General features: G+C 47.3%; 19 protein-coding genes. 11 read left to right on the top strand and 8 right to left on the bottom strand.

The features are described from left to right. Window positions 1-72: 72 nt before the first annotated feature. From QMG91_RS26545 to QMG91_RS26535, 3 genes are read right to left on the bottom strand one after another with little or no spacing between them, the layout of a single operon-like run. On the bottom strand, window positions 73-1539 hold the full coding sequence (locus QMG91_RS26545) for an ABC transporter substrate-binding protein (RefSeq protein ID WP_022561930.1): 1467 nt from the start codon (window positions 1537-1539) through the stop codon (window positions 73-75). A gap of 57 nt (window positions 1540-1596) precedes the next feature. Beyond that, window positions 1597-2736, bottom strand: coding sequence for a carbohydrate ABC transporter permease (locus tag QMG91_RS26540; RefSeq protein WP_223098117.1), 1140 nt, complete (start codon window positions 2734-2736; stop codon window positions 1597-1599). Next, window positions 2733-3629 carry a carbohydrate ABC transporter permease gene (locus tag QMG91_RS26535; protein ID WP_281831035.1) on the bottom strand — a complete coding sequence of 299 codons (897 nt, stop codon included), beginning with the start codon at window positions 3627-3629 and terminating at the stop codon, window positions 2733-2735. The genes QMG91_RS26540 and QMG91_RS26535 overlap by 4 nt, the downstream gene beginning before the upstream one ends. A 342-nt stretch (window positions 3630-3971) precedes the next feature. Here QMG91_RS26535 and QMG91_RS26530 point away from each other — a divergent pair, with 342 nt between their 5' ends. The 10 genes from QMG91_RS26530 (at window position 3972) to QMG91_RS26485 (ending at window position 13744) form a co-directional block, all read left to right on the top strand. After that, window positions 3972-4601: a glucose-6-phosphate isomerase gene (locus QMG91_RS26530; RefSeq protein ID WP_004406820.1), complete on the top strand. Its 630-nt coding sequence runs from the start codon at window positions 3972-3974 to the stop codon at window positions 4599-4601. Next, window positions 4598-5584: a shikimate dehydrogenase family protein gene (locus tag QMG91_RS26525; RefSeq protein ID WP_281831033.1), complete on the top strand. Its 987-nt coding sequence runs from the start codon at window positions 4598-4600 to the stop codon at window positions 5582-5584. Before QMG91_RS26530 ends, QMG91_RS26525 begins: the two co-directional genes overlap by 4 nt. A gap of 21 nt (window positions 5585-5605) precedes the next feature. Then, window positions 5606-6538 (top strand): phosphoglycerate dehydrogenase, encoded by a 933-nt coding sequence (locus tag QMG91_RS26520; RefSeq protein ID WP_200767906.1) that lies wholly within the window; start codon window positions 5606-5608, stop codon window positions 6536-6538. 8 nt (window positions 6539-6546) lie between these two features. Further along, window positions 6547-7434, top strand: coding sequence for an MBL fold metallo-hydrolase (locus tag QMG91_RS26515; RefSeq protein WP_281831030.1), 888 nt, complete (start codon window positions 6547-6549; stop codon window positions 7432-7434). Window positions 7435-7436: 2 nt separating this feature from the next. Next, window positions 7437-8309, top strand: a complete 873-nt coding sequence (locus QMG91_RS26510) for a MurR/RpiR family transcriptional regulator (protein WP_022598074.1) — start codon at window positions 7437-7439, stop codon at window positions 8307-8309. A gap of 11 nt (window positions 8310-8320) precedes the next feature. Beyond that, entirely contained in the window at window positions 8321-8953 is a 633-nt protein-coding gene (locus QMG91_RS26505) for a bifunctional 4-hydroxy-2-oxoglutarate aldolase/2-dehydro-3-deoxy-phosphogluconate aldolase (RefSeq protein ID WP_281831028.1), read from the top strand. A 114-nt stretch (window positions 8954-9067) separates the two neighbouring features. Beyond that, entirely contained in the window at window positions 9068-11116 is a 2049-nt protein-coding gene (locus QMG91_RS26500; RefSeq protein ID WP_281831026.1) for a prolyl oligopeptidase family serine peptidase, read from the top strand. Window positions 11117-11521: 405 nt separating this feature from the next. Continuing rightward, entirely contained in the window at window positions 11522-11755 is a 234-nt protein-coding gene (locus QMG91_RS26495; RefSeq protein WP_004406799.1) for a hypothetical protein, read from the top strand. An 18-nt stretch (window positions 11756-11773) separates the two neighbouring features. Continuing rightward, window positions 11774-13048 carry a serine hydrolase domain-containing protein gene (locus tag QMG91_RS26490; protein WP_281831025.1) on the top strand — a complete coding sequence of 425 codons (1275 nt, stop codon included), beginning with the start codon at window positions 11774-11776 and terminating at the stop codon, window positions 13046-13048. Between the two features lie 9 nt (window positions 13049-13057). Further along, the gene (locus QMG91_RS26485) at window positions 13058-13744 is read left to right on the top strand and encodes a hypothetical protein (RefSeq protein WP_281831023.1); all 687 of its coding nucleotides are present in this window, start codon (window positions 13058-13060) and stop codon (window positions 13742-13744) included. A 123-nt stretch (window positions 13745-13867) separates the two neighbouring features. Here QMG91_RS26485 and QMG91_RS26480 read toward each other — a convergent pair whose 3' ends face one another. The 5 genes from QMG91_RS26480 to QMG91_RS26460 form a co-directional block, all read right to left on the bottom strand. After that, complete coding sequence (locus tag QMG91_RS26480) at window positions 13868-14623, bottom strand: hypothetical protein (protein ID WP_281831021.1); 756 nt, start codon at window positions 14621-14623, stop codon at window positions 13868-13870. Beyond that, window positions 14608-15129: an RNA polymerase sigma factor gene (locus QMG91_RS26475; protein ID WP_281831019.1), complete on the bottom strand. Its 522-nt coding sequence runs from the start codon at window positions 15127-15129 to the stop codon at window positions 14608-14610. Before QMG91_RS26475 ends, QMG91_RS26480 begins: the two co-directional genes overlap by 16 nt. A 7-nt stretch (window positions 15130-15136) precedes the next feature. Then, complete coding sequence (locus tag QMG91_RS26470; RefSeq protein WP_281831017.1) at window positions 15137-15853, bottom strand: hypothetical protein; 717 nt, start codon at window positions 15851-15853, stop codon at window positions 15137-15139. 245 nt (window positions 15854-16098) lie between these two features. After that, complete coding sequence (locus tag QMG91_RS26465; RefSeq protein ID WP_281831015.1) at window positions 16099-17457, bottom strand: serine hydrolase domain-containing protein; 1359 nt, start codon at window positions 17455-17457, stop codon at window positions 16099-16101. Window positions 17458-17489: 32 nt separating this feature from the next. Continuing rightward, a complete protein-coding gene (locus QMG91_RS26460) occupies window positions 17490-18128 on the bottom strand; it encodes a thioredoxin domain-containing protein (RefSeq protein WP_281831013.1) in 639 nt (212 codons plus the stop codon). A 503-nt stretch (window positions 18129-18631) separates the two neighbouring features. Here QMG91_RS26460 and QMG91_RS26455 point away from each other — a divergent pair. Next, window positions 18632-20644 (top strand): methyl-accepting chemotaxis protein, encoded by a 2013-nt coding sequence (locus QMG91_RS26455; RefSeq protein WP_064668950.1) that lies wholly within the window; start codon window positions 18632-18634, stop codon window positions 20642-20644. The last annotated feature ends 11 nt before the right edge of the window (window positions 20645-20655 follow it).

Raw genomic sequence — 20655 nt, 5'->3', positions numbered from 1 at the left:
TCCTTGTACATCCTTTGGTTGAGTTCAATAAGCTGGGTTCCGCCACCGCTGTGGTAGCGGAACCAGACAGGCTTATTTCGCAGGCAGACCCATGGCGCTGCGATACGCTTTAAGCTGTGACTCGCGACCGAAATCGTCTGTGAGTCGGTCCCATTGCTTGGCAATGCTGTCTAAAGCTTCCTGTTCAGACACTTTGCCTGCCAGAGCACGAGACAGTTCGATTTCCAGAATTTCGGTGTAAGCGAAGAAACCCGGAATTCGAAGATCGAGCGCCACGTTGGGTGCATCCAGAGACGCACGTTGCGCCGCTAAGTATGATTCCGCTTCGGGTTTAGAGAAGATCGCCAACCAGTTATCGATGTTATCGTAGTGACTCAGACGGTATGGGTTAACCCCCGTATTCGCGGTGACGATGGCTTTGGAAGACTGCTCCTGACTGGTCACGGTTTTCACAAAGTCCCACGCTGCCGCTTTGTTTTTAGACGACTGAGGAACCGCTAACTGCCAGCCACCAAAAGCAAGGAATGGAGAGGCAACGACACCGCCGTATTCCACCCATTTGTCTTCTTTGGCGTTCCAGATGGATTTAGAGCCTGGCAGCATGGCGGTGCGTACATTACCCACAATACGGGATTCCTTGGGGTTTGCGCCTAGCACACCAGAGTCGGCCCAGTCGATGTTCATCGCCACCTTGCCACCTGCATACAACGGACGAACGTCACCCGAACCATTGTTTAGTGCACCCGGTGGGTTGTAGTCTAAGCCACGCTTGTAGTCCTTCAGGGCTTTTAGCCAGCCAGCGTTGTTGATTTGTGCGTCCATGGTGTCTGGATCGAAGAACATCGCGCCCGGATTTTTTGGATCGTTGGTGTAGCTGGCAGCATGAGAGAAGAAGTACCAGAACTGCTGACCGCCACGTTTGTAAGCTTCCGCTGTGCCGTATAGACCTTCATCCGGGCGAGTGAAGAATTCAGCAATGTCGTAGTACTGATCCCAGGTGACTGGCGCGGCAAGCTCATAGCCGTACTTCTTCTTAAAGGCGGCTTTTTCACCAGCATCGTTAAAGAGATCAGCGCGGTAGTTCAGCATGTGCATGTCGCCATCCATGGTAGCGGATTTCACTTTGCCGTCCCAAAGCATCAGACGCTCACGATAAACGGGGTGAATGTCTTGCCAGTATTCGCCTTCCTGCATGCTTTTCGGCATTTCTGAAAGGAACAGGTTAAAGTCTGGCAGCCATGCCGGAATGTAGGAAATGACGTCGATCTCACTCGATCCTGTCTGCATTCCCGTCAAAAATTTAGGAAAAAGCTCGCCAAATGGAAACTCGACAATTTTCACTTTTCCGCAGGTTTGTGTTTCCCATGCATCCCCTGCGGTGCGCAGAGCGGAGGCAATAAAGGGACCATTTTGAGACCCGACGGTCACCGTCACACCGGAGTAATCAGGCTCGCACGCTGCCAGTGTTTGGGTCGAAAAAGCGGCTGCACCTAAGCTAAGGGCAACGGCCAGTGCTGAAGAACGTATTTTCCTTTCCATGTTTAATTCCTTCTAATTTGCCCTTATCAGTAGGTAGGGCATCCATGGTGAAAGTTGTTATTTTATAGAGCCGGATAATAGTCCGGATTTCATAAGTCGACCGAGCAGAGACACAACGATGATCATCGGTATTATTGATATTAGTGTTGCGACTGAAATCGCCCACCATTCATCGCCTCTGCTTGAGTTTTGCCCTGCTAAAACCACTGGCAGGGTTTGCCAACGTGACGAAGTCAGTAAAAGTGCAAACAAGAACTCGTTCCAAATAAACGACAGCGTAATCATAAAGGTCGCTATCAAACCGGGTTTCGACATCGGCAATACAATGTCGAAGAAAATGCGCAGCCTCGGTACGTTTTCGACCATGGCGGCTTCTTCCACTTCAACTGGAATGGAACGGAAGAAATCGCGCATCAGCCACACTGCCAAAGGCAAACCAAATGCGGTGTACGCCACCACCATGCCAAAGAAACTGTCCAGAAGCTGAACGCCCTGCTTTCCGAGTTCGGCATAAAACAGGTAAAGAGCGAACGCAGAAACAATGGGTGGGAACATGCGTTGGGACACAAACCAGAAGGTCACATCGTCGTTGCCCAATACCGGTCCGGGTAAGCGCAGTTTGTTGATAAAGAACGAGCTGACAAACGCCGCCACCAGAGAAATCAATATGGCCTGAGGAATCGCAAATTCAACCAGTTCGGTAAGGGCTAAGAACCCTCCGATCCCTACAACGGCGAACGTAATACCAGCCAGTAAGCGGATACGAAACTCAAACCTTGCGATGCCATAAGCTGCCATTGAGCCCAGCAGTACGGACAGACACGTAGACACCAAAGCAATCAAACTGGAGTGCCAGAATGGTCCGACGAAGTCACCGCGAATACCGGAAATGACTTCTCGGAACGCTTCCAGAGTGGGAGCAAAATCGATAAACGGCAAATACGTTGCGCCGCCATTGACCGCTTGCGGTGGCTTAAATGCGGTTACGGTGACCCAGTAAAACGGAGCCAGCAGAAATAGCAACCACACGATACAGCCAATAGTGGCGATCCACTTAAAAGTGAGATCCGTCTGCGCTTGTTTCATCGAATGTGGCTCTGTCTGACGATGACTGCTGTTCCCAGAACTTGGTTTTGACATAGCGGGTTTCACATCCGTGTTCGAGGTTGAAAGTTTGTCTGTGGCGAAATCGGTCATGTGCGTTTCTCCACAACAGGTTTAACCGCAGCCAGGTAAACGCTACCCAGAACCACAATCACAATAAGGAACAGGAAGCTTAGTGCCGACGCTTCACCTAAGTTGAAGGTTTTGAAGCCTTGGTTATAGGCGAACAGGGTGAGGGTTTCGGTCGATGTACCGGGACCGCCTCCCGTTAAAATGTAGACGGTATCGATGATCTTGAACCCTTCGACGATCCGGATGAAAACGACTACGACGGACAAAGGAAGAAGCATAGGGAAGGTGATATCCCAGAACTGACGCCAGGGTGGCACGTTCTCTAGGGAGGCGGCTTCATACACATCTTTAGGCAACCCTTGCAAACCCGCCAGCATCAGCAAGGTCACAAAAGGCGTCCATTGCCACACTTCCACAGTAACCAGAACGCCGAGTGCCCAGCTGGTTTCGGTCAGAAACGGCAAGTTTTCAAAACCCAGCAGGCTAAAGAAATCGTTCACCGGTCCGAGTGCGGAGTGGAACATCATACGTGCGACCAGCGCAACTGCGATGGGTGCCATAAACATAGGAAGTAGAAATACTACACGATACAGCTTTTCCCCCGGCACTTTGTTGTGCAACGCAAGAGCCAGCATAAATCCCACTACATACTGAATGGCAATAGAACTCAGAACAATCAAGAGAGTGGTGCCGACCGACTGCCAGAAACGGGCAGATTCCAGTAACGACTGATAGTTATCGAAGCCAACAAACCTGACTGGTAGCGGTGGGATCAGGCGTACCGACTGAAAGCTGACCGTCAGCGCGTAAATCAGTGGGAACAAGGTAACCAGCAACACAATAAACAGTGCTGGCCACACAAACAGATACTTGATGGAATCTGTCTGGTTGGGTTTGAGTGTCCCTGTCGGCATTCTGTGACTCCTTGAATGAACCTGTCCTTTGGTAGTTTTACTTTCCTGCCCTTCGTCATGAAGCGCTATGTACAGAACTACAACTTAGCTTAAATGTATTTTTAATACACAAATCCGTATTGTCAAGCTCATATTTTACACTTTATTAACTTTTTAAGGTGAAAATATGCACAATTTAAATCTCAAAACGGGTTGATCTTTTATTTGTGTGTAGTATTAATACTAAAAAGAGCTGAAATTCGAACTCATCATTCTTAACGAGCGTTGTTATGTGTTTATGCCGTTTTTTATGAATGTTCAGTCAAAGAGTAGGCAATTGTGATGGAGAATGAGGGAATAATTATGTCACTTATGGATCCAGTGAGCTGCCACATTGATGTGTCTTCCGGCAGCCTGACAGGGACAGATCGGCGATATCAGAAGCGATTTGATGACTTGGATGGTCTCTACGCAGACCAGAATAGCTATCAACAACTCAAACCAAAACTCGGAGAGCAGGTGGTGTACGAAGTCACCGACTACCATCCGGGAGAGCGGTGTCAGGATATGATTTTTGGGGTCACCAAGATGCAGCCAGGTAGGGTAGGCAATGAATTCTTTATGACTCGCGGTCATATCCATGCCAATGCCGACCGCCCAGAAGTGTACATTGGTAAAAAAGGGCATGGACTGATGCTGATGGAGTCGCCAGAAGGGGAAACCAAGGTGATTGAAATTGGTCCTGATGATGTCTGCTACGTACCGCCATACTGGATCCATCGCAGCGTAAATACAGGTGATAGTGAATTTGTGATGTTCTTTTGCTACCCGAGCGACAGCGGTCAGGACTATTCGATTATTGAAAAATCGGGTGGTATGAAGCATCGCGTATTGTCGGATGGCAATGGTGGTTGGGTGCTTTCTGAAAACCCCGAGTATCAGCCCAGAAGTGACGAGAGCATCCAACAGTTGTACAGGGGGAGCGTCGGATGAATTTAACGCCCGCCTCAAAGCCCACCTTTTATTTCGTTGGGGTGTCCACCAAGCACAGCTCGATCATGAAAGTGTTTCCGGAATGGGCGAAACACTTGCAGCTTGGCGACGTGAAGATTTCAGGTATCGACTTGCCTCTGAACGCACCCGCTAATGATTATCGCAAGGTGACAGAATTCATTAAGCGTGATCCGTTATCTGTTGGGGCGCTGGTGACGACTCATAAACTGAATCTCTTTCAGGCAAGTCAGGATTTGTTCGATTCAATTGACGATCATGCCATCAAAATGAATGAAACCAGTTGTCTGTACAAACGAGGTCAGCAGTTTGGATGCAGTGCCAAAGACCCCATTACTTCGGGCTTTGCGCTGGATTACATTTTACCTGAGCGCCATTTCCCTAATACGGGTGGAGAAGTGTTTGTGATGGGGGCTGGTGGCAGCGCGACGGCGATTTGCTGGCATTTGGCGCAGGGATTAAGCCAGGACCAGAGACCGAATAAGATCGTGGTATCGGACATTTCTCAGCATCGGCTGGATGAGTTGGCGGAAGTATTGAGCCGCTACCAGATAGAGGTGGACGTCGACTACGTTCTGGTGGGCGAAGCGCAAGGAAGCGAACAATCAGGTAACGAGCAGCTAAGCAACGAACAGCCCAGCAACGAACAGACGTTAGCCAATATGCCTCCGCACTCTTTGGTTATCAATGCGACCGGGCTTGGAAAAGATGCACCGGGTTCCCCCATTAGCAATGACGCGCGTTTTCCTGAGTATGCCATTGTGTGGGAACTGAATTATCGCGGCGAACTGGATTTTCTGCATCAGGCCAGAAAACAGGAAGAACAAGCTCAACTGGCGATTCACGATGGCTGGGTCTACTTCATTTATGGATGGACGCGGGTGATCGCTGAAGTTTTTGATGTCAACATTCCGGTTCGTGGTGAAGACTTCGACACCATTTGCCAAATTGCCCAAAACGCCTAAGCCGAAGGAGTTAAGCGACCCATGGAAAAGGGAAAAATTCTGATCACACCGCGCTCGTTGTCTTTGAATGGTCACCCCGCTTTTGAAAAGCTCAAAAGCTTGGGGTATGAACTGGTGTTCTGCCAACCGGGAAAATCCCCGACCGAAGAGGAGCTACTGGAAATTGTGCCTCAGTGCGTAGGCTGGATTGCCGGCGTGGAGCCCGTTTCTGAGCGGGTGATTACGTCTGCATTATCGCTCAAAGCCATTAGTCGAAATGGCACAGGGGTAGATAATCTGCCTTTGGATACCATAGAAAAGCAGGGGATAGCGGTTTGCAGAGCGGAAGGAGCAAACGCCCGAGGCGTCGCGGAACTGGCAATTGCCATGATGTTGTCTGGTCTGCGCCATATTCCGGAAACCGCAGAAGGATTGAAGCAAGGTCAATGGACAAGAGCTTTGGGGCATGAAATTCAGGGCAGAGTTGTTGGCGTGATTGGTATGGGAGCGATTGGTCGTCAGGTCGCTCAAATGTCGCTAGGGCTTGGAACACAGGTTATTGCTTACGATCCGATTCTTCAGGGGCAACTGGTATTGAACGACGATTTTAAGTTTTGCGAAGTGGACAATTTGCTTCGCCAGTCCGATATCATCACCTTCCATTGCCCTGCGCCATTAGACGGCAAACCCATTATTGGTGCTGAGAACGTACATCAGCTAAAAGATGGGGTGGTTATCATCAATACGGCCCGTGCTTCTCTGGTGGATCACGATGTCATCTATGATGGGTTGTGCAGTGGTAAAATTTCGGTGTACGCGGTGGATGTGTACGATACCGAGCCGCCGGCGAATCATCCGCTTTGGCAGCACGAGCGCTGTATCGCAACCAGCCATATCGGCGGGTATACGCAGGAGAGCGTGGATAAGGCTACCCACGCGGCGGTCGATAATCTGATTCAGGTTTTAGAGGTATAGAACAATATATGCAGGTGCAATTCGAACCTTTGGTATTTGATGGTGAGCTGGCTGACTTTTTAAGCCAGTACCTTCAACCGGAAGCGTCGGTCAGTTTGTTCTGGTTGGGGCAGGCAGGCTTTTTGATTCGTTATCAAAATCAGGTCTGGCTTATTGACCCGTATCTGTCTGACTCTCTGGCAGAGAAATATCAAGGTACGCGTTTCCCACACATTCGAATGATGAAAGCGCCGATTTTTCCTGATCAACTGGCACATATTTCAGGCGTATTTTGTACCCACAAACACACCGATCACATGGATCCAGCCACCCTTCAGCCGATTTTTAGAAGCGCAGACAATGTATTTCTGGTTGCCCCCAGAGCGGAAAGTAAAGAAGCACAAAACAGAAGTGGTTTGGAAGAATCCAAGTTGACTCTGGTGTCGGATGGTGAACACATCCAGCTTAATGAATTCATTAGTGTGCATGTTCTCCCGGCGGCGCACGAAGCGATTGAACGGGACGAACAGGGCAATAGCCGCTTTTTGGGCTATGTTCTGGATATTGCCATTGAAAATAGAAAGGTAAGGGTGTGGCACTCGGGAGACAGCGTTCCATTTGATGGCTTGGTTGAACGGGTTCAAAAGCTCAAGCCAGATGTGGCTCTATTGCCTGTTAATGGTCGGGATGAAGCGCGACGATCCAATGGCGTACCCGGAAACTTCCATCTGAAAGAAGCGATAGAGATTTGTCAGCAGGCACAAATTCCGACACTGATTGCGCATCATTTCGGCTTATTTGAGTTTAACACCATAGAACCAGAAAAAATTTGTGCAGCAGCGCAGCAAAACGCTGATAGTATTTCTGTTTTCCCTGCGCAATTGAATGTCGAATATCGTTTGAGGTTAAGGAGTTAGCATTGCAGCAAAAGCAGCCTAATGTCATTGAAATGATCACCCGCTCACTGGACCAGCTCCGCAAGTCGGATCGCAAGGTGGCGGAGTGGGTATTGTCTGACCCTCATAAAGCCATTAACAGCACCTTGGTCGAGACCGCGAAAGCCGCAGGAGTCAGTGAACCCACAGTAATGCGCTTTTCCACGGCTGTGGGGTGCAGCGGGTTTCAGGACTTAAAGATTCGTCTGGCTCAGAGCATTGCCCTTGGTGTGACGCCAACCCATGCGGCGTTGGAAGAAGGCGACAGCACTCATGTGGTGTCTCGTAAACTGTTCGACTTCACGCTTACCAGTCTGGACTGGGCGCGTCAGCATGCGGATATGGAAAAAATGGAAGCGGCTGTTGAGCTGCTTTCCAATGCGTCTCAAATCGACTTTTATGGGTTCGGCGCTTCCGGCATTGTTGCACTGGATGCGCAACAGAAATTCCCCCTGTTTGGTGTGCCTTGTAACGCCCATACGGATGCGCACCAGCAATTCATCGCCTCATCCATGATGCGAGAAGGAAATGTGGTGGTTGCGATTTCAAACAATGGAGAAACCATCGACCTGATTGAGACGGTACGTGAAGCCAAAGACCATGGCGCAAAAGTTATTGCTATAACGGGGCGTCGGGGCTGTTCGCTCAGTCAGGAGTGTGATTTAAGTTTGGTGGTTGAAACGCTGGAAAACACCGATCGCTACACCCCTACTATTTCACGCATTGCCGCGTTGGTGGTGGTGGATATTCTGGCGACCGCCGTGTCACTGAATAAAGAAGAAGGGCACCGAGACCAAATCACCTCGATGAAAGAGCGATTGTCGCGCTTCCGTTCCAACCATTTTGATAACGAATAAAGGATAAATTTATGTCGCAGGACGTCTTTCAAACGCTGGCGCAGCATAAGGTTGTGCCCGTTATTTCTATTACTTCTTTAGAGCAGGCTGAGCCTCTTGCTAATGCGCTAATGGACAATGGTTTACCCGTTGCAGAAATTACATTTCGCACCGAAATGGCTGCCGAAGCGATTGCTATTATGGTCAAAGCGCAGCCAGAATTGTGCGTGGGGGCAGGGACGTTAATCAAACCCGAACAAGTGGATGCAGCCATTGCGGCAGGAGCAAAGTTCGGAGTAGCACCTGGGTTCAACCCGACGGTGACGAACTATTGCAAGAGCAAAGATTTTGCGTTCATTCCCGGAGTGAACTCCCCTTCCCAAATTGAAATTGCGTTAGAAAGTGGCTTTAGTCTGCTGAAGTTTTTCCCGGCAGAAGCCTCGGGTGGTATTCCGATGCTAAAAGCGCTGCTAGCGCCTTACGGTGACGTTAGCTTTATGCCGACTGGCGGAGTGAATATCGGCAACGTTAAAGACTATCTCTCCATCGATCGCGTTGTATGCTGTGGTGGCACTTGGCTCGCAAGCACAGATCTAATGGAGCAGGGCAAGTGGGATGAAATCGGCAATCGAATCCGCGCGGCGGTTAGCTCTGTTTCCGGTTAAAGTATCAGGATTTGGTAAAACTGGGACTAGTTCCTGAGCAATTGGCACTCCGACACTTCTTACCCTAAGTTTTGTGAGATGATTAACTTGTAAAACTAACCAAAGGAGTGCGAAGTGCCAAAGTATCCAGAAACCAAACAGTCAGACGTTGTTGACCAATATTTCTCGACCAAAGTGGCTGACCCTTATCGCTGGCTGGAAGATGACCGCAGCGAAGAAACGGCAGACTGGGTAAGCCGCCAGAATGAGGTTACATTTGCACACCTCAATCAGATCCCTTTCCGCGATGCAATTCGTAAAAAACTCGAAACAGTAAATAACTTCGAAAAAGTCTCTCAGCCATTCAAGCACGGCGATTACACCTACTTCTACAAAAACGATGGTATTCAAAATCAGGCCGTGCTTTATCGTCAGAAAGAAGGCAGTGAAGCACAGATTTTCCTCGACCCTAATACTTTTAGTGAAGAAGGCACCTCTTCACTGGGTGGTGTTTCATTTTCTAAGTCAGACAAAGTCGTCGCGTATTCTGTTTCAGAAGGTGGCAGTGACTGGCGCACCATCTACGTAATTGATGCGGAAACAGGCGAGGAGCTTGAAGCGCCTATTCTGGACGCAAAATTCACTGGCATTTCCTGGTTTGGTGACGAAGGTTTCTACTACGCCAGTTACGACAAACCAGAAGGCAGTGAGTTGTCGGCGCGTACTGAGCAGCACAAGCTTTACTACCACAAGCTGAACACACCACAAAGCGAAGATGTATTGGTGTTCGGCGGTTCCGATGCTGAGAAATTCCGTTATGTATCCGGCTACACCACAGAAGACGATGCTTTTCTGGTGGTCTCGGGAGCGCAATCTACGTCGGGCAACGAGCTCTATGTTCGTGATTTGCGCCAGCAAGATGCACCACTGACATTGGTGACCAACAAAAATCAGGCAGACAGCTACGTTGTTGAGCACCATGACGGTGACCTACTGATATACACCAATTTAGATGCGCCGTTGGGTCGCGTGGTGAAGGTTAATGCTCAAGCGCCTGTTGATGAAAACTGGGAAGATTTGATTCCGGAACAGGAGCAGCAGCTTGATATTGAAACTGGTGCGGGTTACTTATTTGCGTCCTACCTTGTAGACGTAAACACCAAAGTCGTTCAATACCGTTACAACGGCGAAAAAGTCCGTGATGTTGAACTGCCGGGTCTGGGTTGTGTGTCTGGTTTCGATGGTCGCCAAGATTCCAAAGAGCTTTACTACAGCTTCACTAACTACATCGTAGCGTCTTCATCCTATAGCTTTGACCCAGAAACGGGTGTGACTGAGCTTCATCGTGGCTCTGAGTGCCAAATCGACAGCGAGCAACTGGAATCCAAGCAGGTCTTCTATCCATCTAAAGATGGGACTTTGGTTCCGCTGACCATCTGTTACCGCAAAGGTCTGGAGCTGAATGGCAATAACCCAACCATGCTTTACGGATACGGCGGTTTTAATGTGAGTCTGGAACCGTATTTCAGCCCATCCGTTGCAACCTGGATTGAAATGGGCGGCGTGTATGCCGTGGCTAACCTTCGTGGTGGTGGTGAATACGGCAAAGCGTGGCACATTGCAGGCACCAAACTGCAAAAGCAGAATGTGTTTGATGATTTCATCTCTGCCGCGGAATACCTGATTGCAGAAGAGTACACATCATCAGACAAGCTAGCTATTCATGGTGGCTCGAACGGTGGCTTGCTGGTAGGTGCGTGTATGACTCAGCGTCCGGATCTGTTCAAAGTCGCAATCCCAGCAGTTGGCGTATTGGACATGCTGCGCTACCACACGTTCACCTCTGGTGAAGGTTGGGCATACGATTACGGCACTTCCGAGCAAAATGAAGAGATGTTCAACTACCTTGCGGGTTACTCTCCGGTTCACAACGTGAAGGAAGGAACGCACTACCCAGCGACTTTAGTGACCACGGCGGATCACGATGATCGCGTAGTGCCAGCTCACTCATTCAAGTTCATTGCTGAACTACAAAGCAAACATGAGGGGGAAAACCCAGTGCTGATCCGAGTGGACACCAATGCGGGTCATGGGGCAGGAATGCCAATGAGCAAGATTCTGGATCTGAATGCCGATATTTACGCTTTCAGCTTCCACCATATGGGTTTTGAGCCTAAGGTTTAGGCCAGATTTCAATTCAGTAAAAGCCTCCATGTGAGGCTTTTTTTTATGGTGTGACTGAAAATTTGCTCAGTTTTCCTGCCCATCAACAGACACATCTAAAAAAAATCTGAATCATCTTGAGTTCAGTATCTAGCGAATTCAAATTGTTTTATGTAAGCCAATTCCTCTTATTGGTTTCTAAAATGGTACTTTTTCAGTGCCTCATGTCTGACTTTCTTTCCTAATTAGAAAATTTAATACCTCACGTAGTGATTATTATCTATTTGAAAAAAGGTTAAAAATGATTTCGTTCTCTCTGAAGCGCTGTTTGTTCTCACTGCTTCTAACCGAAAAGTCTTTACTACAGAAAAATAAATGATGCGATATAAAACAATTAATGAATTTGGTACAAGGTTTGTAATAAATATGGCTAAGAAACTATTGTCTTGTGATCGCGTGGTAGCAATCAGCGAGTTCCGAAAAAATCCAGTAAAAGAAGTTACCGAAGACTTTGGCACATTGGGCGTGTTGGCAAATAACTCACCCGCTCTTTATGCCATTTCAGTCGAGGAATACGAATGGGTTCTAGGGCATCTGGCAAAGCAGGGCATAGATATGGATGAAGTGTTCAAAGCCTTTAAACAATACAAATCTCAGTAATAATTTGAGGACAAATCTATGAAGAAAACACTTCTTTCAGCGTTAATCGCAGCAACCACCGCTTTTGGTGCGCAGGCCGTGACTTTCAAAGCACCAGACCGTGAATTCATCGCAGCCGCAGAATCTATTGGTATGACGGGTCAAACATGGGAAACCCCTGAATATATTGCGTCTGCCATGCCTCATGTCTATAAGCTCACCCACAGTTACACGCTTCATAAAGGTGACTTTGTTCTTCAATTCGAGAAAGGCGTACCGCTCGATCTTGAGAAGGTGATGGTGCCTGAGTTTGATGGCAGCATTTCAGCAAAGGATTTTCTTGCTAACCGCATGCAAAATCATAATGCAGTGATCATCAAAGATGGAAAAATTGTTCATGAGCACTATGGCAATGGTCTGAATGAATTCTCTACTCATCTTGATATGTCTGTATCCAAATCATTTACTGCGATGGCTGCCGCTATTGCTGTGGGTAAAGGTGCGCTTGACTGGGAAGATCTGGCAATCAAATACGTGCCTGAGCTGAAAGGAACTGCATTTGAAACGGCGACGGTTCAGGAAATCTCTGATATGCGTACTGCGGTTGTACTGGCTGCCGGCACTGCCGAGAAATACTGGGATACTCGCCTTTCTGACGCGCAGGGCTATTACGGTGAAGAGGCATCTGAACCCTACCCAAATGGCACCCTAGATTTCTTTCCTCTGATTACAGAACGACAAGACTACGCCATGGGTGAGAAGTACGATTATCAGGACGTGAACAGTGAATTACTGGGTCTGATTGTCGATCGTGCAACTGGCAAATCGTTCACTCACATCCTTGAGCAGGACTTACTGCAAAAAGTGGGGGTGGCAGCAGATGCGCACTTTATGTCAGACAAGAAAGGGCTCGCGATGGGTTCTACTGGCATGAACATGGCAACCAAAGATTTGGCGCGTGTTGGTCTTCTGTTTCTGAACGATGGAAAGAATGAGAAAGGCGAACAGGTATTGCCTGCCAAATTCGTAGCTGACCTTTGGAACGGTAACGATGAAGTACGAAGTGCGTGGCTTAAGAGTAAAGAGTCTGCTCTGGCTCCGGGCTATTACAAAGATCAGTTTCGAGTTCTTGAAGTAGGTGGCTACCGAATTCTGGCGATGGTCGGTGTGAATGGTCAGGTATGCGCTATCGAGAAGACAACCAACTCAGTTATCACTCTGAATGGTGGCTATCCAATGGCAGAAACACCACGTTTTGCTGCTATGCAATTCCACCAGTTCGTTCCTGCCATCCTAGATGCGCTTTCTAAGTAAGGGGTTGATATGTCTATTCAGGTTAAAGCTGCTGTTGTCTGTGCCATTGTGTCTGGGTGCGCTCTGTTTCATTCATGCGCGACCATGGCAGAAGAAACACAAAACGATGTGAACTATGGCGACCCGACTGCCTCATATCGTGGTTTGGGTGTTCAGCGAACCAACGATGGTACACAGGCATCATTTGTATTTGGTACTGGTGAGCACATTGCGTCTGCAGACTTTGGTTTGCAGGACAACGGCAAAGATTACAACTACCGTGTTCGTTATTTCAACGTTGATCAGGACAACGGCTTCGGATTGTCGGTAGATTTTATTGGCGGCAAAACTGGCGATACAACAAGTAACGGGTTACTTGGCGGCATGGTTCAAAAATTTGAGCTGACACCTAACGTGATGCTAGTACCTATGCTCGCAGCAGGTAAGGTAGGAGCTCAAGATAACGGTCACAAAGTAGATTCCTGGATAGCACAGCCCGGATTGTACGCTATGTATGGGTTCGATGCCGGCCACTGGTTATACGCAAACCCCAAAGCGACATACGTTTACGAAGCCAAAGACTGGACCAACGAGCTGGAGCTTGGAGGTGGATACATGTTAACGGACGAATCCAGTATCGGGTTTAAACATGAGCTGAGTAAAGTCAACGGAAAAACAGACAGCAAGACCTGGGTTAATCTCTATTACTACTTCTGAGCAGTTTTCTAATTAATCGCCAATTAGAAAAATCCCCGAACTAGATGATTCGGGGATTTTGCTTTGAATGAGAACAGACAGATTTTTAGTGCTTTAAACAGAAGAGTTTTAGTCGCTTGTAACTCACAACACTTCACCCTGACTAAGCTCTACGCACTCACCCCGATACAGAATCCGACTGTTCGGATTTTCATTCATCGTAACCAGAAGCTCTGAGCTATTTTTTAGCGCTTTCCATTCCGTTGGCGACATAAAGCGAACTTTTTGAATGTTGGCTAAGCTATCGATGAGTTTGAGTTCACCTGTTGTTTTGTCTTTCATCCAGACGACGGCTTCAGCCATTGGGAGTGTCTGCAGCCCAAGGTTGAATTGTATTTGAATGTTAGACTCTCCGGGTTTGTCTCCCTGATACGCAACCAATGCAAAGTGATTTGGATGGGATTCGGAGGACATCATCGCCAGGTAGCTCACCGGGCGCACATTTGCACTATCAGGTATTGTGGAAACCGGAATCAAAACGGGTTGAATCAAGGTGCCAATGAGTAACGAAAGCGTCATCGCTGTCGGTAACCACCACCATTTGAATCCTTGAGGTGATTTCTTAATGTTGAAGGTACTTGCTTCTATCTGCTGCCAGACTCGTTTAGGCGGCGCTGCAAGTTCTTCTGAATCTCTAAAAAGCTCGGTTGCCGGGTTTAATCCAGCTAAATGTGAGTGCCATGATTCAATGTGTTCCCACCAGGACGGGTCAGAATCCATAAGTTGCTCAAGCCGTCGGCGAACTCGTGGGGTTTGTGTTCCCAGTACGTATTCACCAGCCAGTTTGTCTCTTAACTCAGAGTCAAGATAGCGCCGACCTTGGGTTATTTGGTTAGGCATCGTTTTAACTCCTGCAATCCGCGGCGAATATTCGACTTAACGGAGCCCAAAGGTGCTTTGATGTGTTGCACAATCTCTCGGTGGCTCATCCCGTGTTGATAAGACAAAACAATGGCATTGCGTTTGTCTTCATTTAACTGGTTTAAGCACCGTTTGAGGCCTTCATCGACATGATGGTGAGCGGTGTGGTAATGATCTTCAGAAAAAGAGGCAAGCACTTTTTCTCTCTGTTTCCCCTGTTTTCTGACCTCGTCGATCGCGAGATTACGCATACTCTGACAAAGCCATGCCCAAGGATAATCTATGGGGAACCGGCTGCTGCTGTACCAAAGTTTCACAAATCCTTCATGCAAGAGATCTGCAGCGATGTGCTCATCTTTGACGACACAAACAATGACGTTAAAAAGCTTTGTGCTCGTCAACTGATAGAGCGCTTCGAAAGCCTCGCGGTCTCGAAGCGCAACTTTGGAGAGCAGTAAACCTATCTGGTGTTTATCTAAACTCACAGTTTCCTCATCGCTTAACCAAGTGCCATACCTGCTTTACACCATCTCCGTTGGTCTCTCCCGGCTTGGTGTCTTGAAACCATCGGTAAAGAGGCTGATTTTTGTATGTCCATTGATAGGTGTTGTCCTTTCTTTGGGTAACACCAAAATCACCAGACAGTTTTAGCTTGTCTGCTCCTCGTTCTATGAGCTTTGAATCAACGTAAGCGGGTGGCCACTTAACCTGACATTCTCCATAGCATACTGATTGATCTTTTTTGTCTTTGTCGAAGGTATAGAGCGTTAAATTGTTACTATCGACCAGAAATCGACGTTTTCCATCATTGTAAAGCTTTACGCTAACATCATCGGCACGGGCAAGAGGCCAAACACCTTTTATACCTGCGCCCGTTATGTCACCCGACTTTGTATCTTTGAACCAGCGATATAAAGGCTTGTCATTCAACGCCCACTGCTTAGCTCCGTCATTTCTTGTGATGGTGCTGAATCCTTTCTGCCCATAAAACAGGGATTGATTGCTTCCCTGAGCAAGTAGAGGCGACCATTTTTCAGCGCATCCACCTGTGCACACGGATTGTCCGGCAGGGTCTTTACTGAACGTATATAAACTCTTTCCTGAATTGTCCACATAGACATCGCCAATGCTTGTCTCTACAGAATCTTTGGAGGCAGTTGCACAACCCAGAGGGATCAGAGTAAGTACCGCGATAAGCGCTTTTTTCATCATCATGTTCCTTATTATTTGATCTTCATGACAGGAGACGAAGAAACAGCCAATTTGGATGCAGAGAATTGAAATTTATTTGATCGTGTTTGGCGCTTCTTAACCGTATGACATGGAGTTTTGGTTTTAATTTTTTAAGAAGGGTTGGAGCAGAAGTGGTATTGAAAAAGAAGAAAGCCACCTGATATCTCGGTGGCTTTCGCATTTAAGCGCATGGCTTATTTTCAGATAAGATTCATCTGATTCTATTTATCCAGTTCTTCAAAAATATTGTAGATGGAGTCAAACACGTAGGTCATGACCAATTGCTGCCCGGATGGTTGACGATAGTTACCCGTGATAGCAATGGAGTTTCCGGTGCTGTGGTCAAACGCAGAAAACTGACCGTTCACACCTATCATGGTTGAGATAGTACGCCCATTATGGGTCATTGTACGCCATTGGTTTTTGTAAAACGCATTTGGCACCAAAAGGTGCTCATAGGAAACTTTATTCCAGGCACTTTTTACCTTGGCATCACCTTTCTTGACTTCATCAACGTACTTTCTAGGAAGAACCTGCTCGCCTTTCCAGTTCTTACCATCGTTAGCCATCAGGTAAGACGCGATAGCAAAATCACGGGTTGTAATATTGAAAGAACCAGATGCCGCACTCTCATTCAGATAATTGGTGTACATTGCAGAGTCGGATGTAAATCCGCCCTTGGTCCAAAGATACTTTTCAAAAAACTCTGCCAAAGTCATACCTGATGTGCGCACAACCACCTGACCCAGCATCTCGGTGTTCAGATCTTTGTATTCGTATACTTCACCCGTTTTGAAGCTCGGCTCAATATTGTTTGCGAAGTAGGTTAGATATTCGCTAAAACTGGTTAGCTCACCAAGTGAATCGGGTTTTGGAAGAACAGAACCGTCCTCTTTAACGATGTGTCCGTTATAGCCAAGTACGGATGGCATCGCACTATCCCAAGACCCTGAGGCACCTGAACCGTATGACGACCAGTGGTAACCATCGCGGCTTTTAGGCAGTTCCTGAATGCCGCTAGTCATGTCGGCAAAATCCTGAATTGAAACCTGAGCCCAATGTGTGCCACGCAGTTCTGCAATGTATTTACTCGCAGGTTCAGAGCGCTTGAACAGCCCCTGTTCTTCTGCGATAGCCAAAGCCATTGAGGAGAATGACTTGTGAGAGCTCATGATGTGGAACAGTGTATCCTTGTCAGTACCGTTCCAATATTCTTCCTGAAGAATTTCACCGTTTTTATTCATTACCACAAAGCTTGAAACCGACCCTCGATCTCGCATAACGTCGTAAACACTGATTTTCTTGTTAGGTACAATGTGATCAATCAGGATCTTAGACACATCCAGACCACCAACCACTTTAATGGGCATTGCCTCACCATGTTTAATCATCGCGTGATGGTGGTACAGATGAGCGTCTGACATTGTGAATGGCATAAAACGCGCTTCTTCCCAGTTTGCAACCCCTGCACCATAAGCATTTAAGTTTGCTTCCATTTCTATGCTTGGCTGGTGGTATGTCACTGCATGAGCGCTAAAGGTCGCAGCAGCGATTAGAGCAGACAGAATTGTTTTTTTCATAACTATCTCCGAGGAATATGTTGGGCTGTGAATTACGAATTTTTACTGAGATTTTTATCGACCACTTTTTTGATCAGATCTTTGTACTCAGAAAATGAAGTCACACGTTGCGGAATTACCTGATATTGGTTTCCGACAATAACGGATGGAACAGCAGTAATCCCCATCCGATTCGCATCTAATAGATATGCATCAACTTTTTTATTGGTTTCTTGCGAGAGGAACTGCTTTTGGAAAATCATCGGTTCGATACCCATCTTGCGACCAAAGAACTCAGTCATGGTATTCAGGCATTGTGGTGCGCTGCCTTTACGCATTTCTGTGAACATACGAGAAGTGTATTTCTTCTCCAATCCATGAGACTCAGCAACCGCTAGCCCTTTGGCATGCAAAACATCCAATTTGTCTTTCGGATCAAAGAGAATCACTTTCTTAACGCAAGCATCGCCCGCCAGTTCATCGGATACTTCAGCAAAGATGTGGTCCAGAGTAGCGCAATGACCGCACCGGAAGCTGAAATATACTCGTACATCATCATCCTGTTCTACTGGGACGGTTACTACGCGGTAATCTGTTCCCTGAATCAGTTCTTCAGCCTGTGCCACATGGGAACCGCATAGAGTGGAGATAGCTAATGCCAGCGTGGTCATTACTTTTGATTTGAATTTCATGTTTCTACCCCAGTTGAATCTCATACAAAATTTAATTGGTTTTATATTAAACTATTTTGAGGTGTTTATTAAGTATTAACTGATTTTTAGTAGTAAATCTTTGTTTCTAATTTTGATTTTTCTTAGTTTTATTTGATGTGTAACTATCTGAGATGTACTGATAAGGTTAGCCTCAGGAATTAACCCGCGGTGCTCACGTGTGAAAGGATGGTAGTTTGCTTATGTGTGGCAGGAGAGAACCACTTGTTTGTAGTGTGCCTTCGATCTTCAATAAGTTTTTTCTATTGGCTCAATATAACCTTGAGCTTTGACCCCGAGACTTGGGAATTTGCTACAGATTCAGGTAAAGGCATTTCAATTTAGAGACACTATGTAACTTTTCAACCATTGCGAGATGTTCATTCATTCTTCATTTTTAGTTCATTGAATCAAGCCAAGCCCGGCGCATACTCCGCGCTATGGTCGCCCGACCTTTTGTCTCAATTGAAGTGCTTGGTACAAACATGAATTTAAAACTCACGCAAATGCTGTACGCTGGTTTCTCCTTTATATTACTAACAACTCTAATCCTGTCTTATATTGTTTGGTCTGCCGTTCAGGACTCTGCCAAACTTGCCGAAGAAATAGAATACGACAATGTGCCAGGGGTACTGGCTTATCTGAATGTGAACGACAAAGTTGCAGATTTACAGACGTATGCACTGGAATACCTCAATGGGGAAGAGGATGAAATAGAATCTTTTCGCACTAGTGTTGCCCGATTCGAACACTATTACGCGCTGCTGTATAAGCTTGAATCTAACAGTCAGGCTGAAATCGACAAAATGAACAAGATCAGAGCATTGGCTGACCAGTATATTCGTTCGGTAGAGCAAGAAGTATTTGCTAAATATTCCCCCGCGACTGAGCAGAAAGCAAAACTCTGGGTACAGGAACTGAACCGAGATATCGGTGACCCGCTTGAAGATCTTCTCGACAAGATGAAAGAAGAGGAATTTGCTGACGCATTCAATACCACTGAGCTCAGTGAGTCTCTCAATGACGACTTACCCGGCGTTCGCTATTACTTAGAAATGATTGATGAAGCAGGGGATATGATCGCCTCTCTTAACGCTTATATCATGGGGGATGCAAATGCCCGCCAAGCCTTTGCTGCTGATGCCAAGTCTTTTGAAAGCTATCTGGAAAAGCTAAAGCCATTGGAGCGACGTCCAAATGAGGTGAAAGCGATTGAGCAGATAGAAGCCTACTATTCGCAGATTCTAAAAACCGCAGATAGGGTATTCGACAGTTTTGACCCTGCGGCAAAACAAAAGGCGATAGCTTTGGTCAATACGCTTGAAAACAGCGTGGTATTGCCATTGGAAGAGATCCTGGACCGTTCGTCACGGGAAGAAAAGGCAGACGTAACCAAAGACATTTCCGCAGTAAACGACAAGATGAATCAGATTGTCGCTTGGTTATCCATTAACGCGTTGGTTGTGATCATCGTAAGTATTGTGGTCGCCTTGATGCTGACTCGTGTCATCAATCGCCGTATTAGTGTGATTTACGAAAAAGCTGACCATATCGCTCAGGGGGATCTCACATCGCCAGCGATTAACGAAACTATCAATGATGACATTGGGAAACTGGCCAATTCAATTGATGAAATGCAGGACTCTCTGCAAAAACTGGTTTCGGGGATTTCGTCTGTTGCCGGAGAGGTCACCAGCAATACCAAACAGGTGGATGAAATCAGCAATCAGGTTGCCAGCGACATTCAGGTTCAGGCAGACAAAGCAGCGTTGATAGCCAGTGCTGTTGAGGAAATGAGCGGGACTGTGCGAGAGGTTGCGATGCAGTCTTCTGATGCTGCACAAAGCTCTCAGGAGGCGGGTAAGGTCGCGACAGACGGGGGCAAACTGATGCAGGAAACGGTTCATGGAATGCAGAGAATTGCGGATGTAGTGAACGAGTCGGCAGTGACGGTCGATAGCCTTGGAAGGAAAGGGGAAGAGATAGGCGATGTGATCAAAGTGATCAACGATATTGCCGAGCAAACTAACCTTCTGGCTCTGAATGCTGCGATTGAAGCGGCTCGAGCAGGCGAACTTGGACGAGGGTTCGCAGTGGTTGCCGATGAAGTCCGAGGGCTGGCTGAGAGAACTTCTAAAGCGACCGAAGAGGTCAGCGGCTTGATCACCTCTATCCAGAACGAGACCCGAATTGCGGTGGAGCGAATGGGAGAAGGTACCCAGTTGGTGACGGAAGGCGTTGAACTGTCGAACTCGGCAGGTGAAGCGCTGGAGAAAATCGTTCAGCGTGCGGGTGATGTGAATAATATGATTCACTCAATTGCGACTGCAGGAGAAGAGCAATCCACCGCAACACAAGAGATGGCGCACGACATCGCTCAGGTCAGCCAGATTGCCTATTCATCGGTTGAAAAAACACAGCGCAGTTCTGAGTCCACCCGAAACCTCTACACCAAAGTTAAAGAGCTTGAAGGCATGGTGGCACAGTTCCAGTTGTAGCCTTTCTGTCT

Source organism: Vibrio nigripulchritudo (assembly GCF_027924785.1).
GTDB classification, from domain to species: Bacteria; Pseudomonadota; Gammaproteobacteria; order Enterobacterales; family Vibrionaceae; genus Vibrio; species Vibrio nigripulchritudo.
Note: the sequence above shows the minus strand (reverse complement) of the source record. Positions and strands in the feature narration are given on the sequence as shown.